Below are 15,005 nucleotides of genomic sequence, written 5' to 3' on the forward strand. Positions count from 1 at the left end.
TTATGATTTTCAATGTTTGTTTTGCGCTTTCATAAGTAATACCCTGTCGATCGCAGATAGGTTGCAAAAAATAAAAAAATTTTTCACCCCTCCGGCGGGATACCTTTCCCATTACAGATCACACTCTCTATTGCCCTGACTTATTTTGTTTCGTTTTGATTTCTGATATTGTTATTTACATCGGACTTACTCCTTTGATAGTATATGTAATGATTTTTTTGGGACAAAAGATCCCTCCTCCGAAAACTTCGGAAGAAGGATCTGATATCAAATATTCGATTCTTGCGAGCTGCGCAGCAGTAGTGTTTGTCTGCAAGTGACCCGGGTGGGCGGACACAGTCCTTGGGTCAACGCCCCTTGCTCGAAGAAGTGCAGCGTTCGGAAGCCGAAGCTGAGCACGTATTTATGATACTATTTTTTAACGTTAAATGCGCTCATCTGCGGATAGCAAGCGGACTCGCCAAGCTCCTCCTCGATGCGAAGCAGCTGATTGTACTTTGCAACTCTCTCTGAGCGTGACGGTGCACCTGTCTTGATCTGGCAGGTGTTGAGCGCAACTGCAAGGTCAGCGATAGTTGTGTCAGCTGTTTCTCCCGAGCGGTGCGAGGATATAGCGGTGTAGCCTGCCTTGTGAGCCATCTTGATCGCCTCAAGAGTCTCCGAAACGGAGCCTATCTGATTGAGCTTGATAAGGATAGAGTTTGCAGCGCCGAGTGAGATTCCCTTTGCAAGTCTTTCTGTGTTTGTAACAAACAGGTCATCTCCGACGAGCTGTACCTTGTGACCGATCTTGGCGGTCATTCTCTGCCAGCCTTCCCAGTCCTCTTCATCAAGACCGTCCTCGATAGAGATTATCGGGTACTTGTCAACAAGAGCCTCCCAGTGTGCGATAAGCTCGTCCGATGTGAACTCCTTGCCGCTCTTTGGCTGCTTGTAAAAGCCCTTGCCCTTTTCGCTCTTCCATTCGGAAGACGCAGCGTCCATTGCGATCATGAAGTCCTTGCCCGGCTCAAATCCAGCAGCTTTGATAGCCTCAAGGATCTTCTCGATAGCCTCCTCATCGCTCTTGAGATTGTTCGGTGCATAGCCGCCCTCGTCACCGACAGCAGTTACATCGCCCATTTCCTTGATAAGCTTTTTGAGAGTATGGAACACCTCTGCACACCAGCGAAGTCCCTCTTTGAAGGACGGTGCACCAACAGGCATTATCATAAACTCCTGCGTGTCAACAGCACTGTCAGCGTGAGCACCGCCGTTGAGAATGTTCATCATCGGAACAGGGAGTTTTGTTCCCTGTATACCGCCTAAGAATCTGTAAAGCGGAATGTCCAGCGAGGCCGCAGCTGCTCTTGCACAAGCGATCGACACCGCAAGAATAGCGTTAGCACCCAGCTTTGACTTGTCCTTTGTGCCGTCAGCAGCGATCATCGCCTTGTCAACAGCGTAGATGTTGGAAGCGTCCATTCCTGTCAGAACTTCGTTGATCTTTCCGTTGATGTTCCTGACAGCCTGCAAAACGCCCTTTCCAAGATAACGGTTCTTGTCACCGTCACGCAGTTCAAGTGCCTCAAATTCACCTGTTGATGCACCGCTCGGTGCTGTACCCCTTGCAACAGTTCCGTCCGCAAGATATACCTCAGCTTCAACTGTGGGGTTTCCTCTTGAATCAAGTATCTCTCTGCCGACTACCTTTTCGATCTGCAAATATTCCATAATATTCTCCTCCTGCCGCTTGTGCGGCTTTTCTTTTATTATTAACGCAAATTCCTGCGTTATTTACGCAGCAGGCTCATATCTTTAAGGTTCGCACTTCCTTAAAGCATTTTGAGAGGAGCCTGCCTTTGATCTATTCTCGGTTAGTTATAACTAACCATATATAATAGTATCACATCCGTTCTGATTTGTCAATAGCGGGCGTGCCGGCTTGCGGCATTTTGTCTGATTTTACAATGAATAACATCACTTTTCATAATAGTTAGTGCAAACTAACTAAATTGTATTGCAAGCATTGACAAGGAAATATAAAAGTGCTAAAATCACATTTGGTTAGTTTGGACTAATTATTTGGATCAGGTACGCTTGTCAAGGATTCATGGCGAGCAGAGCCTGCATTCCGAGGAGGGAGGATGGATCATGATTTTAACACTGATCCTCGCACTAATGGTCATTGCCGGGATATTACTTATGCTTTTTTCGGCAGTTGCCTTTGTGCAGAACAGGAGCTTTTTCGGCTCTGCACCAAAGGATATACAGGCTGTTATAACTGACAAGCCCGAAAGATTCGGCGGACAGCATCTGCTGGGGTGGTGCCTGCTTATATTGAGCATGGCGATGATAGCTGCGGCGTTTGTCATCGGAGTGTACGACGGCGTTAAAAACCGCTTCGGCTTCTGGGGCTTTTTTACAAGAATGTTGACGGTGCTGTACCTGTACAAGATATGGGATATGATATTTCTTGATTGGTTCGTGCTTACAAGAACGCATTTTTTCCAGCGCTACTATCCCGAGGCTGAAGGCTGCGAGAGCTTCAAAAAGGTGGGCTTCAACCGAAAGTCGCAGATAATAAAGCTGGTGGTATTTCCCTTTGTTTCGGCAGCTGTTGCAGGGCTGTGCGTACTTATCTTTTAAGAAAATGGAGGAGAGCAAAATGGGACAGACAGCGGTAGAATTCAAGGACGTTGTAAAAACATACGGTAAGGGTGACGGTATGCAGGTCGCAGTTGACCATGTCAGCTTTACGATAGAACAGGGCGAGTTCGTGGTAATTCTCGGACGTTCAGGTGCGGGAAAATCCACGGTGCTGAATATGCTTGGGGGAATGGACAAGCCTACTCAGGGCAAGGTCATCGTTGAGGGACAGGAGATCTCAGGCTTCAGCGACAAGCAGCTTTCAAGCTACCGTGCGGACACGATAGGCTTTATATTTCAGTTTTATAACCTCATCGCAGGGCTTACCGCCTACGAAAATGTTGCACTTGTAAAGGACATCAAAAAGGGTGCTCTGGACCCGGGGGAAATGCTTGACAAGGTGGGACTTTCCGACCAGAAAAACAAGTTCCCGTCGCAGATGTCGGGCGGTCAGCAGCAGAGGATTTCCATCGCAAGGGCACTTGCCAAAAACCCCAAGATCATACTCGGTGATGAGCCTACGGGTGCCCTTGACTCGGAAACGGGACTTATCGTGCTTGAGATGCTGCAAAAGCTTTCCGTGCAGGACGGTCACACGGTCATTCTCGTAACGCACAATGCTGATATTGCAAAATGCGCAAACAGAGTGATACATATGCGAAACGGCAAGATAAAGTCCATAAAGACCAACGAATCTCCGATGTCTGTCAGGGACATTGAGTGGTGACAGCGGGGAGGTCTGGTTATGCTTTGGCGAAAAATGCTTCGTGATATCAAGGGGAATTTTGCACAGTTCTTTTCTATCTTTGTGCTGTCAGTGGTCGCAATGTGGTGTTACACGGGTTTTCAGGCGAACGTTATCGGCGGCACGAAAGCAAGGGAAAATTTCAATAAGACGACCAACTTTTCTGACGGCTGGATATACGGTGCGGATATGACCTCACAGCAGGCAGGAAAGGTCAAGGACATTGATAAAGTCAATGATGTACAGCTGCGTACGCAGATGCTTGGAAAGGCGGACAAGGATCACAACTCTGCCGAGGTGTACTGTTATTTTCAGAAGGACAACGTAGTCACAAAGCCCTACACTATGTCGGGCGAAGACTATGACCCGGAAGATAAGGACGGTGTGTGGCTGTTTTACCGCTTTGCAGATGCGTGGAAATTGGATGTTGGAGACAGCTTTTCCGTTCACGTTATGGGACGGGATATCAGCAAGAAAATAAAGGGGCTTATCGCAACGCCCGAATATGAATATGCCTGTGCTTCGACAGACGCAGATGTTGATTATCACAACATTGGATTTGCGTACTTCTCAATGAATGTTCTGCCGCAGGATGAACAGAAATTCAACCAGATAACTTTCACCTGTGAGGGAAATCCACTGAAACTTGAAGATGATATTTCGGCTGCACTTGAGGGCAGCTATGCTTTTATCGGCGATCGCAAGAGCATTGACGGCTACAACCGTCTCACCGACGAGCTTGAACAGCACGACGGGTTTTCCTATATCTTTTCGGGAGTGTTCGTAGCGATCGCACTGCTTGTCATCACCACGACCATGAAGAGGATGGTAGCCTGCCAGAGGACGCAGATAGGTACGCTGAACGCACTTGGCATGAAAAACCGCAAGATCATGACGCACTATCTCAGCTTCAGCATAGTTTCGTCAGCGGCGGGGTGTGTGATCGGGATATTGCTGGGTATATTCACACTGGGCAAGTTCATGGTGGATATGTTCGGCGGAGAGTTTTACTCGGTGCCCAACTGGAGCGCAGGATACGATTTCAAAAGCATCGTGCTTGCAGCTGTCATAGTGCTTGTATGCACCGTTACCGCATACTTCAGCTGCCGGAAGATACTGAAGATCCACCCGTCGGAGGCTTTGCGTCCTGCATCTACCAAGACTGCCAAGAGCTGCATTTTTGAAAAGCTGCCTTTCTGGAACAAGCTCAGTTTCAATGCACGCTACAATCTCCGTGACGTTTCACGCTCAAAAATGCGTGCGGTAATGGGTGTTTTCGGAACGATGATGGGTATGCTTGTTGTGTCTCTCGGACTTGGTGCATATGACACGGTGGGCTATGTTCGCAGCTGGTATTTTGACGATATACAGAATTATAACACCCAGGTCATACTCAAAGACAGCTGCACGCTTGAACAGGCGCAGCAGCTGCAGATAGAGTTCGGCGGCGAGCTTATCGCAATGGACATGATATCCATTGCAGCTGACTCTCACCCCGTCTCGGACGATATAATCAGCTGCAAGCTGGCAGTCACCGAGGGCAAGCAGCTTTTCAGAGTTTCGGACAGAGATCTCAACATCGGTTCACTTGAAAAGGGTAAGGTCGCATTGACGATGAAGCAGGCTGACAAGCTAAAGCTCAAAGTCGGCGAGAAGGTGTACTGGAAGACCGCTACCGGCAATAAGTGGGTCGAAAGCGAGATAGGACTTATCTCACGCCACCCGTCAATAACAGGCATATCCATGCTGCGTGAAGATTATGAAAAAGAGGGCTTTGAGTTCAAGCCTGCAATGCTGGTTTCAAAGGACGACTGTACAGATGCAAAAGGCAGGGACTACATCACCGCAGTCCACAGCATGAGCGACCTGAAAAAAGCCTTTGACAAGAGCATGGAGGTCATGGACCTGCTTGTGTACTTCATGATATTCTTCTCGCTGCTGCTGATAATCGTGGTGCTTTACAACTCGGGAAATCTGTCCTTCAACGAGAGGGAAAAGGAGTTCGCAACTCTCAAAGTCCTTGGTTTCCAGAGCCGCAGGATCAGGAAACTCATCAGTACACAGAATCTTTGGCTGTCGGTCATCGGCGTAATTCTCGGCACACCTCTGGGCAGTGTAGCACTGCAGGCGATGATGGACTCAAACGGCGATTCTATTGACTGGCCATGCATGATACACTGGTACACATATCTGCTTGCAGCGGCGTTTGTAATGGGCGTGTCGGTGCTTGTAGGATTTATGTTCTCAAAGCGGATCAAGCGTATCGACATGGTCGGCGTGCTCAAAGGTATGGAGTAGAGGAGGGTTTATGTTTTGAAATGCCCGCAGGCGGAATCTTATAGACTGCTTGCGGGTAATATTTTGCAAAAAACGAAAACAAATCGGAGCATTGCGGAACGAAATGGAGTAGAAACCCATGGCACGATGTGCTACAATAACAACCGGAGCCGGAAAACGGCTCGGTATTTTTGATTATAGGTTAGATATAACTAACCAATGGAGGTATTGAATTATGAAAGGAAAAGATCTTATCAACATCGGTATTTTTTCAGCGATCTATTTTGTTATAGTTTTCATCGTCGCAATGCTGGGATTTGTCCCGATAATGCTGCCAATGCTTGCGGTGCTTGTGCCGATCATCGGAGGAGTGCCGTTCATGCTGTTTCTCACTCGTGTCAAAAAGTTCGGCATGATATGGATCATGAGTATCATAATGGGACTGCTCATGATTCTGACAGGAATGAGCTGGCCGCCGCTTGCTGTGTCGGCTGTTACGGGACTGATCGCAGAGCTTGTGTTCAGAGCCGGCAAATACCGCAGCGCCGCAATGGCAGTTCTGACCAACGCAGTGTTCAGTCTGTGGGTCGCAGCCAACTATCTGCCGCTGTTTTTTGCAGCTGATAAATACTGGGAGTCACGCAAGGACTACGGACAGGACTACATCGACAGCGTCAACAAGCTTATGCCCAAATGGATGTGCCCGACGTTGTTTGCAGCAGCTTTTGTCTGCGGAATAATCGGCGGACTGCTTGGGAGAAAGTTAATGAAGAAGCACTTTGAAAAGGCTGGTATAGCATGAGCAGCGACCTGTTTGAAACGCTGGACAGCGCAGGCTTCGGTGCAAATGTGTGCGAGGTAGCCTCTCAGGGTGACTGTCGTGTGCTGCGGCTGGAGGATAAGACAGGCGAGGGTTTTATGACAATGTACCGTGTCTTTGACGGGGTGTATCTGATGTATAACGATTTTCACCTGCAAAGCTGCATTTCCCAGTATCAGAACGCTGAGACGGTGCTTTGCATAGACCATTGCCGTGAGGGACGGATCGAGCATGAAAACGCCCTGCACGAGCATTACTACATGGAAGCAGGAAATATCCGCATCGACAAGCGTGTCCACCACGAGGGGAAAGTTGTGCTGCCCCTTTCACATTATCACGGTATAACAATAGGCTTTGTCAGCGGTGCCGCAGAACAGTCACTCAAAAGGGAACTGCCTTTTCTGCCTTGCAATCTGAAAGCACTGAGTGAGAAATTCTGTCCGCAGAGCAAAGAGCTGCTTATTCGTGAAAACGAGCAGCTCGGGTGGGTATTTGCCCAGCTTTACCACGCACCGCAAAGCGTAAAGCTGGATTATTTCAGAGTGAAGATCGCAGAGCTCCTGCTTTTGCTCTCGTCACTTGATGTGCATAAGCAGGCTGATCAGCATCAGTATTTTCCCACCCGTCAGACCGAAAAGATAAAGCAGATACACTCGCTTATCACTACCTCTCTTGACCGCACTTTCACCATTGAACAGCTGTCAGAGAAATTCGATATGCCCTGTGCCACACTGCGCAAGGTTTTCAGAGCGGTGTACGGTGCACCGATCTATCAGTATATTAAAGGCTACAAAATGAAAGCCGCCGCCTCGATGCTCATTTCCCACAGCGGACTGAACATTTCCGGGATAGCACAGCGGCTTGGTTACGATAACGCTTCAAAGTTTTCGGCGGCATTTCGTGATGTGATGGGCGAAACTCCGCAGAATTACAGAAACAGGCAGGAGGAGATATAATGGGAAAGGATAAAAACGGTTCGTTCGGCTGGCTGCTGAGCCAGTCCGGCGAGCGAAAGGGCAAGTTCACCGCAAGCGTGATACTTGCCGCACTGAGTATGCTTTGCGGGATAGTGCCGTACTATTTCGTGGCAAAGATAGTAAAAATGCTGCTTGAGGGCAGCACCGACAAAGGCTTGTACATCACCTACACGGTCGTGATACTTGCGCTTTGGCTGGGACACTCGCTGTTTCATTCCATTTCAACGGGCTGTTCTCACCTTGCGACCTTCCACACCCTTGCAGTGATACGCAAAAAGGCACTTGACAAGCTGTCCGCAATGCCCCTTGGCGACGTGATAAGTCAGCCCTCGGGCACGCTGAAAAGCACGCTGGTCGAGCGTATCGACAGCATCGAAACAACACTTGCACATATCCTCCCCGAGTTCACCACAGGCATCGGTGCACCGATAATCATTCTTATTTATACTTTTACGGTCAGCTGGAAGCTCGGTCTTGCCGCACTTATCACCGTGCCGATCGGGATCGTCTGCTATGCACTTATGATGTTTGGCTACGAAAAAAGCTACAACCGGACCGTAAAAGCCACCAAGGACCTTAACGCTGTAACAGCCGAGTATATCGGAGGCATCGAGGTCATCAAGGTGTTCGGCAAAGCACAGTCCAGCTACGACAAGTTTGCCGCAGCCGCAAAGGAAAGTGCCGCAAGCTTTGTTGACTGGATGCGTTCGTGCAACGTATATATGACCTTTGCAATGTGCATTATGCCTGCAACCATGATAGCGGTACTGCCCATCGGCGGTATCATGGCAATGCATGGCACTATCTCCACAGCTGATTTTATTACCGTTATGATCCTCACCGTCGGTCTTATCGAGCCGCTTCTGAGGGTAATGGCGTACTCCGATGACATAGCACAGATGAATACCATAGTCACCGAGGTGCGCTCGATAATCGACGCTCCCAAAATGATCCGCCCCGAAAAGCTTACCGAAAGCATCAGCGGCGGCGACATAGTACTTGACAACGTGCATTTCGGATACGAAGATAAAGAGATACTTCACGGCGTTTCACTTACAATAAAACAAGGGGAGTTTGCCGCACTTGTCGGACCGTCGGGCAGCGGAAAGACTACCATAGCAAGGCTTATCGCAAGCCTCTGGGACACCGGCTCGGGCAGCATTTCCTACGGTGGAGTGGATATAAAAAATATCCCTCTTGATGACTATAACGATAAAATAGCTTTTGTTTCGCAGGATACTTTTTTGTTTGATATGACCGTCAGAGAGAACATTCGCCTTGGCAGGCAAAGTGCCACCGATGCCCAGGTGGAGGAGGCTGCAAAGCTCTGCGGCTGCCACGATTTTATAATGTCGCTTGAAAACGGCTATGATACCGTAGTCGGCACAGGCGGCGGACACCTTTCGGGCGGCGAAAAGCAGCGCATATCTATCGCAAGGGCAATGCTCAAAAATGCAGACGTTATAATCCTTGACGAAGCCACGGCTTATACCGACCCGGAAAACGAGGCGTTGATCCAGCGCAGCGTCGCAAAGCTTGTCAAGGGCAAAACGCTTATCGTTATCGCTCACAGGCTATCTACGGTCATGAATGCAGACAGCATCTATGTTGTAAATGACGGCGTGATAGAGGAGTCCGGCACTCACGAAAAGCTGCTTGAAAAGGGCGGACTTTACAGCAGGATGTGGGCAGCGCATATATCGGCCAAGGACGGTGACAGCGATGTTTAAGATACTCAGAAACTTCTTTGATTTCTGCGACCCCAAGGACAGAAAACGCTTTTATGTATCTATCGTTTTAAGTCTGTTCCAGGCGATGTTCGAGGCACTGAAAATACCTGCTATCGCCGTAATGGTGCGGGCACTTCTGGACGGCAACGTTACATCAAAGACCTGCCTTGCCTGCTTTGGTATAATGCTTGTCAGCATAATCGGTGCAGGCTCGTTCAAGGCAAAAGCAACAATGCTTCAGACCGAGGGCGGCTACAATACCTGCGCACAAAAGCGAATGAAGCTTGCCGAGCACCTTCGTTATCTGCCTATGGGCTATTATAACGAAAACAGTCTCGGACGCATAATGTCGGTGACCACAAACACTATGCAGAACCTTGAAAACGTTGCAACAAGAGTTGTAATGATAGTCTGCTCGGGACTTCTCGCCACAGCGGTCATCACCCTTATGATACTCTTTTTTGACTGGCGCATCGGTCTTATACTGCTTGTGGGACTTGTGGTATTCTTCATAATTAACAACAGACTTATGAAGGTCAGTGCAGGTATGGCAAAGCAAAAGCAGATAAAGGATTCTGCGCTGGTTGCAAAAGTAATCGAGTACATTCAGGGCATCTCCGAGGTCAGAGCTTTCAGACTCACAGGTCAGCGCAGCCGTGACCTTAACAAAGCCATTGACGAAAACGAGCACGCCAACTCCGCAATGGAACTTAAACTCATACCGTTTATGTCCCTGCAAAGCTTCTGGCTTAAAGCCCTTGGCACAGGGATACTGCTTGCATCGGTGCTGCTTCACCTCGGCGGCAGCATGGACCTTTTCACCTGTTTGCTTATGATAATCAGCTCCTATCTCATCTATGCCCAGCTTGACAACGCAGGCACATACTCCGCACTTCTTCGCTCGGTGGACGTGTGCGTTACTCAGGCAAACGAGATCCTTGCAACACCGCAAATGGACATCAGCGGCGAGAATATCACGCCGCAAAGCTATGACATCACCGCCGAAAACATCAGCTTTGCATATGAGCAAAGAAGTATTATTAACGACATTTCTCTCACCGTCCCACAGCACACCACCACAGCCATAGTCGGACCGTCAGGCGGCGGAAAGACCACGCTTACATCGCTGCTCTCACGTTTCTGGGACGTTGACAGCGGTACGGTAAAACTGGGCGGGACCGATGTGCGAAAGTACAGCATGGATTCGCTTATGAAAAACTTCAGCTTTGTTTTCCAGCGTGTGTATCTTTTTGAAGATACAATAGCAAACAATATCCGTTTCGGTCAGCCTGAAGCACCAATGGAAAAGGTCATCGAGGCTGCGAAAAAGGCGTGCTGTCACGACTTTATTATGCAGCTCCCCGACGGCTACGATACCGTCATCGGAGAGGGCGGTGCATCTCTCTCGGGCGGTGAAAAGCAGCGTATCTCCATTGCTCGTGCCATAATGAAGGACGCACCCATAATCGTGCTTGACGAGGCGACTGCAAACGTTGACCCGGAAAACGAGGCAGAGCTTATAAATGCTATCGATGCACTTACCAAAGAAAAGACTATCATCATGATAGCCCACAGACTTAAAACTGTCCGCAAGGCAGATAATATTTTTGTTATAGATTCGGGTAAGATCGCACAGCAGGGCACTCATAAGCAGCTAATGGCGCAGGACGGTATCTACCGCACATTTGTAGACAGCAGGCGTGAAGCTGCATCGTGGAGACTTTAAAATGACAGGATTTTTTTCGGCAGACCTTAACAATCGTGGACTGGTTCTTGACCCAAGAACCAAGCTTGCGGTCATGCTGTCTCTTGTAGTATTCACACTCGGCGGCACAGGCAGCCATATACAGGCGGTCAGATATGCCGTTATTGCCTTGAGCATTGTGCCCTTTGCCCTGCACGCCACAGCAAAAAGGTATACAAAGACTGTGGTGCTGTTGTGCCTGTTTATACTTGTCAAGTCGGCGGAAACCTGGCTTGTGCCCCGGCTTTCGGGTGCGTCTCTGAGCATCACAAGCGTACTTTGTATGCTGTTCGTGCGGCTTATGCCATCGCTTTCAATGGGCTCTTATATGCTCTGCTCAACCACAGTCAGTGAGTTTCTTGCCGCAATGCACCGTATGCATATTCCCCAGCAGATAACCATTCCGCTTTCGGTGATGTTTCGTTTTTTTCCGACAGTTACAAAGGAGTTTTCGTCAATAAATACCGCCATGAAAATGCGTGATATCCGCCTTGGGGGCAAAAATGCAGCAGGACTTGTGGAGTACCGTCTTGTGCCGCTTATGGTATGCAGTGTCAACATCGGCAGCGAGCTTTCCGCCGCCGCACTTACAAGAGGACTTGGCGCAAAAGTGAAACGAACCAACATCTGCAAAATAGGTTTTCATCTGCCCGACGCAGTTGTGCTTGTCGGCATAGTTGCGCTGTTTACCCTCTGGATACTTGGAATGAACGGGGTGGTGAAATGACGGATAATGCAGCACAGATCAAGGGTGTTTCTTTCCGATATGCAAACGGAGAAGAGGGTGCTCTCAACGGGATCGATCTGGAAATCAGACAAGGGGAGTGCCTGCTTTTGTGCGGCGGTTCGGGCTGCGGAAAGACTACGGTCACAAGGCTTCTTAACGGGCTTATCCCTCACTATTTTGAGGGCGATATGCAGGGCGAGGTCACTGTGCTTGGAAAAGATATCCGCAAAACGTCCATAGAGGAGCTTGCAGGCAGCGTGGGCAGCGTTTTTCAGAATCCTCGCAGTCAGTTTTTCTGCGTGGATACCACATCTGAGATCGCATTTGGCTGCGAAAATCTCGGGTTGCCCGAGGAGGAGATACTCACAAGGATCGAAAAGACCGCAAAAGATATGGATATAGAAAAGCTGCTTGGCAGAAGCATTTTCAACCTTTCCGGCGGCGAGAAACAGAAAATAGCCTGTGCAAGCACCGCTGCAATGCTTCCGCAGCTTATAGTGCTTGACGAGCCCACCTCAAACCTTGACCTTGATTCGATAGAGGAGCTTAAAAAGATACTGCTCATGTGGAAAAAGCAGGGCAAAACTATCGTCATCGCCGAGCACCGACTCGGCTGGATTGACGGCGTGTGCGACAGAGTTCTGTTTATGCAGCAGGGCAGCGTAAAAGAGGAGTTTTCTGCAAGTGATTTTTTTGCCCTCACCACAGCGCAGCTTAATGGGCGTGGGCTGCGTGCTGTTCACATCCAAACCAACTACCTTGAAACAAAAACCGGCATGACCTCTCTTATTGATTTTGAGCAGAGGGGCACTATCCGTCTTGAAAATTTCCATTACACCTATGCAGATCAGGATGCTATACGTATAGACACGCTTGAGATCCCCCAAGGAAGTGTTACCGCAGTTGTGGGACATAACGGTGCAGGCAAGTCCACGCTTATCAAGTGCTTGTGTGGTCTTCAGAAAGGCTTTAAAGGCAGTACCGTTATCGGCGGAAAACGCTTTAAGCCAAAGCAGATGCTGACCCTTTCGTATATGGTTATGCAGGACGTAAACCACCAGCTTTTCACAGATACCGTGCTTGACGAGGTGCTGCTGTCAGCCGGAAGCTGCAGCGAGGAAAAAGCAATCGGGCTGCTGGAAAGACTTGATATTGCACAGTTCAGGAAACGTCACCCCATGTCACTTTCGGGGGGACAAAAACAAAGGACCGCCATTGCCTCGGCACTTGCAGCAGATAAAAAACTGCTTGTGTTTGACGAGCCTACCAGTGGTCTTGACTATGCTGGAATGGAGAGCACTGCAAAGCTGATACGCTCACTGGGCTGCGATGTTACAGTGCTTATCGTCACCCACGATATGGAGCTTATCCGGCGCTGCTGCACCCACGTTCTGCATATAGAAAACGGAAATATCTGATCTATCCCCCGAAACATTGCGGGGGATTTTTTTATCACCGGGAAAAATTTTCGGCCCCCCTTGACAAATCAGAAAAAATGTTGCAACATAACATTGTTACGTAACACTGTTATGCGGAGGTCGAAAAATGTCTGTTGATAACAAAAGCCGTGAAAGGCTGATAGAATGTGCAAAAGGAGTTTCTTGAAAAAGGCTCTTGCGTGAGCTTAAAAGTAATTTTGGAAGATACCTTGCACTTGTGCTGCTGATAATAATGGGAGTTTTTCTTGTTGTGAACATGGTCGGTTCGGCAGATTCGATAATTGACGGCACCGATTTAAAAGCACAGGAGTATACCTATTCATATCGTCTGGGCAAAGGCATCACCGATGACGAACTCAAACAGAAAATCAAAGGCCTTGCATATAAAATGGAATATGAATGCAGACCGGTCGGGAAAATGAGAATGAAAGGCAAAAAGATTGACAAAAATTCGAGTAATATGCTATAATATCCAAGGATGAATTTGTTCTGATCATCTGCAAGCCTCGATGATCTTGCAGCATTTTTGGAGGTTTTTATGCGCAACGAAAAGATAATGAAAAGAGATCCGGCAATGGATATACTACGGTGTGTTGCCTGCTTCGGAGTAGTATCTGTACATTTTCTTTTGAACAACGGATTCTATACCCGTGAGGTCGCGGGAGCGCACATGGCTGCAATGGTGCTTATCCGTTCGTTTTTCGGATACTGCGTGCCGCTGTTCCTAATGCTTTCGGGATATCTTATGTGCAACAAACGTCCTGAGAAAAAATATTATAAAAAGTTCGGGAAGATATACTTCATATATGTAGGCTCTGTGCTGGCGTGTATTTTTTTGTTCAGGTTCCTGTATTCTTCGCTGTATCAGGCACTCGGAATCCCGAAGATAGAATTCGCACCTGTCCAGTTTCTTGTTACCGTAAAACAGCTACTCTGCTTCTCGGGATCGTATTCGTGGTATATCGAGATGTACGCAGGGCTTTTTCTGCTGATCCCTTTTTTGAATGTTCTTTACCACGGACTGAAAACACAGAAGTCCAAGAAGCTTCTTGTCCTGACCTGCATAGCTCTGACGGCGCTGCCGTCTTTGATAAACGTGTTCCACATACAAAATGACTTTTCTGTTGATCCCAGTTTTACCGATTCCCGCGACAAGATCATTCCCGAATGGTGGACAAAGATCTATCCACTTACGTATTATTTCATAGGCAGCTATCTGAGGGAATACAAGCCGAAGATCAAGGTGTCGGTTTGTGCATTGCTTGTTATCATTAGCACGGGAGCGTCATTTGCTTTCAATCTTTTAAAAAGCAGCGGCAAAAAGTTTGTAAGCGGCATGTGGATAGAGTGGAACTCTCTGTTCGTTCTGGCGATAACCGTTTCGATATTCCTCTTCTTTTTGAATCTGAAATACGACAAATGTCCCTATGCGGTAAAATGGTGCTTTGCAAAGCTTTCGGATCTTTGTCTTGGCATATATCTCACCTCGTGGATATTTGATAAACTGTTTTATCCTGCGCTGAATGCAAGAGTCCCATCTATTGACGAAAGACTCTGGTATTATTTCCTGATCGTTCCGGCGGTTTTTGCTTGTTCGGCGGTGGTGTCTTATCTGATACTGAAAGCTTATCAGCTTTGCTCATATCTGACGGGGCGGGCAGTAAATGCAGTAAAAAACAAAAGAACAGCTTCGACCGAATAGAAGATCGGGTCCGACAATATAAAGCAGTAAATAAAGAGGATAGCCTAGTGGCTGTCCTTTTTTTTTGCAAGACCTTCCTATTGACATTGCGAATAATAAGTGCTAAAATGATGTTGGCAGCAAGGCGCTGCAATTTTTAAGAGCAAAAGTTAGCCGCCGCTAACTTTGTGTATGCCAAGACCGTTAATACAGTGTTTTGCGTATACGGAATAAATA

At 48.1% G+C, this 15,005-nt stretch carries 12 protein-coding genes; 11 read left to right on the plus strand and 1 reads right to left on the minus strand.

The window, feature by feature from the left end; all coding sequences use genetic code 11:
* Positions 1-411: 411 nt before the first annotated feature.
* The gene (gene eno, locus T494_RS0104770) at positions 412-1,713 is read right to left on the minus strand and encodes a phosphopyruvate hydratase (protein WP_028505308.1); all 1,302 of its coding nucleotides are present in this window, start codon (positions 1,711-1,713) and stop codon (positions 412-414) included.
* A 420-nt stretch (positions 1,714-2,133) separates the two neighbouring features.
* On the opposite strand from eno, the gene T494_RS0104775 reads away from it, so the two are divergent.
* The 11 genes from T494_RS0104775 (at position 2,134) to T494_RS0104825 (ending at position 14,789) form a co-directional block, all read left to right on the plus strand.
* On the plus strand, positions 2,134-2,628 hold the full coding sequence (locus T494_RS0104775; RefSeq protein WP_028505309.1) for a hypothetical protein: 495 nt from the start codon (positions 2,134-2,136) through the stop codon (positions 2,626-2,628).
* A 19-nt stretch (positions 2,629-2,647) separates the two neighbouring features.
* The gene (locus T494_RS0104780) at positions 2,648-3,355 is read left to right on the plus strand and encodes an ABC transporter ATP-binding protein (protein WP_028505310.1); all 708 of its coding nucleotides are present in this window, start codon (positions 2,648-2,650) and stop codon (positions 3,353-3,355) included.
* An 18-nt stretch (positions 3,356-3,373) separates the two neighbouring features.
* Entirely contained in the window at positions 3,374-5,671 is a 2,298-nt protein-coding gene (locus T494_RS0104785) for an ABC transporter permease (protein WP_028505311.1), read from the plus strand.
* A 214-nt stretch (positions 5,672-5,885) separates the two neighbouring features.
* The gene (locus T494_RS0104790) at positions 5,886-6,452 is read left to right on the plus strand and encodes an MptD family putative ECF transporter S component (protein ID WP_028505312.1); all 567 of its coding nucleotides are present in this window, start codon (positions 5,886-5,888) and stop codon (positions 6,450-6,452) included.
* A complete protein-coding gene (locus T494_RS0104795) occupies positions 6,449-7,426 on the plus strand; it encodes an AraC family transcriptional regulator (RefSeq protein WP_051540090.1) in 978 nt (325 codons plus the stop codon). The genes T494_RS0104790 and T494_RS0104795 overlap by 4 nt, the downstream gene beginning before the upstream one ends.
* The gene (locus T494_RS0104800) at positions 7,426-9,177 is read left to right on the plus strand and encodes an ABC transporter ATP-binding protein (protein ID WP_028505314.1); all 1,752 of its coding nucleotides are present in this window, start codon (positions 7,426-7,428) and stop codon (positions 9,175-9,177) included. Before T494_RS0104795 ends, T494_RS0104800 begins: the two co-directional genes overlap by 1 nt.
* On the plus strand, positions 9,170-10,903 hold the full coding sequence (locus T494_RS0104805; RefSeq protein WP_028505315.1) for an ABC transporter ATP-binding protein: 1,734 nt from the start codon (positions 9,170-9,172) through the stop codon (positions 10,901-10,903). Before T494_RS0104800 ends, T494_RS0104805 begins: the two co-directional genes overlap by 8 nt.
* A 1-nt stretch (position 10,904) precedes the next feature.
* A complete protein-coding gene (locus T494_RS0104810; protein WP_028505316.1) occupies positions 10,905-11,648 on the plus strand; it encodes an energy-coupling factor transporter transmembrane component T in 744 nt (247 codons plus the stop codon).
* Entirely contained in the window at positions 11,645-13,066 is a 1,422-nt protein-coding gene (locus T494_RS0104815) for an ABC transporter ATP-binding protein (protein WP_028505317.1), read from the plus strand. Before T494_RS0104810 ends, T494_RS0104815 begins: the two co-directional genes overlap by 4 nt.
* A gap of 196 nt (positions 13,067-13,262) precedes the next feature.
* Positions 13,263-13,556 carry a hypothetical protein gene (locus T494_RS0104820; protein WP_028505318.1) on the plus strand — a complete coding sequence of 98 codons (294 nt, stop codon included), beginning with the start codon at positions 13,263-13,265 and terminating at the stop codon, positions 13,554-13,556.
* A 69-nt stretch (positions 13,557-13,625) separates the two neighbouring features.
* A complete protein-coding gene (locus T494_RS0104825) occupies positions 13,626-14,789 on the plus strand; it encodes an acyltransferase family protein (RefSeq protein WP_028505319.1) in 1,164 nt (387 codons plus the stop codon).
* The last annotated feature ends 216 nt before the right edge of the window (positions 14,790-15,005 follow it).

The organism is Ruminococcus sp. FC2018, assembly GCF_000621805.1.
Taxonomy (GTDB): domain Bacteria; phylum Bacillota; class Clostridia; order Oscillospirales; family Ruminococcaceae; genus Hominimerdicola.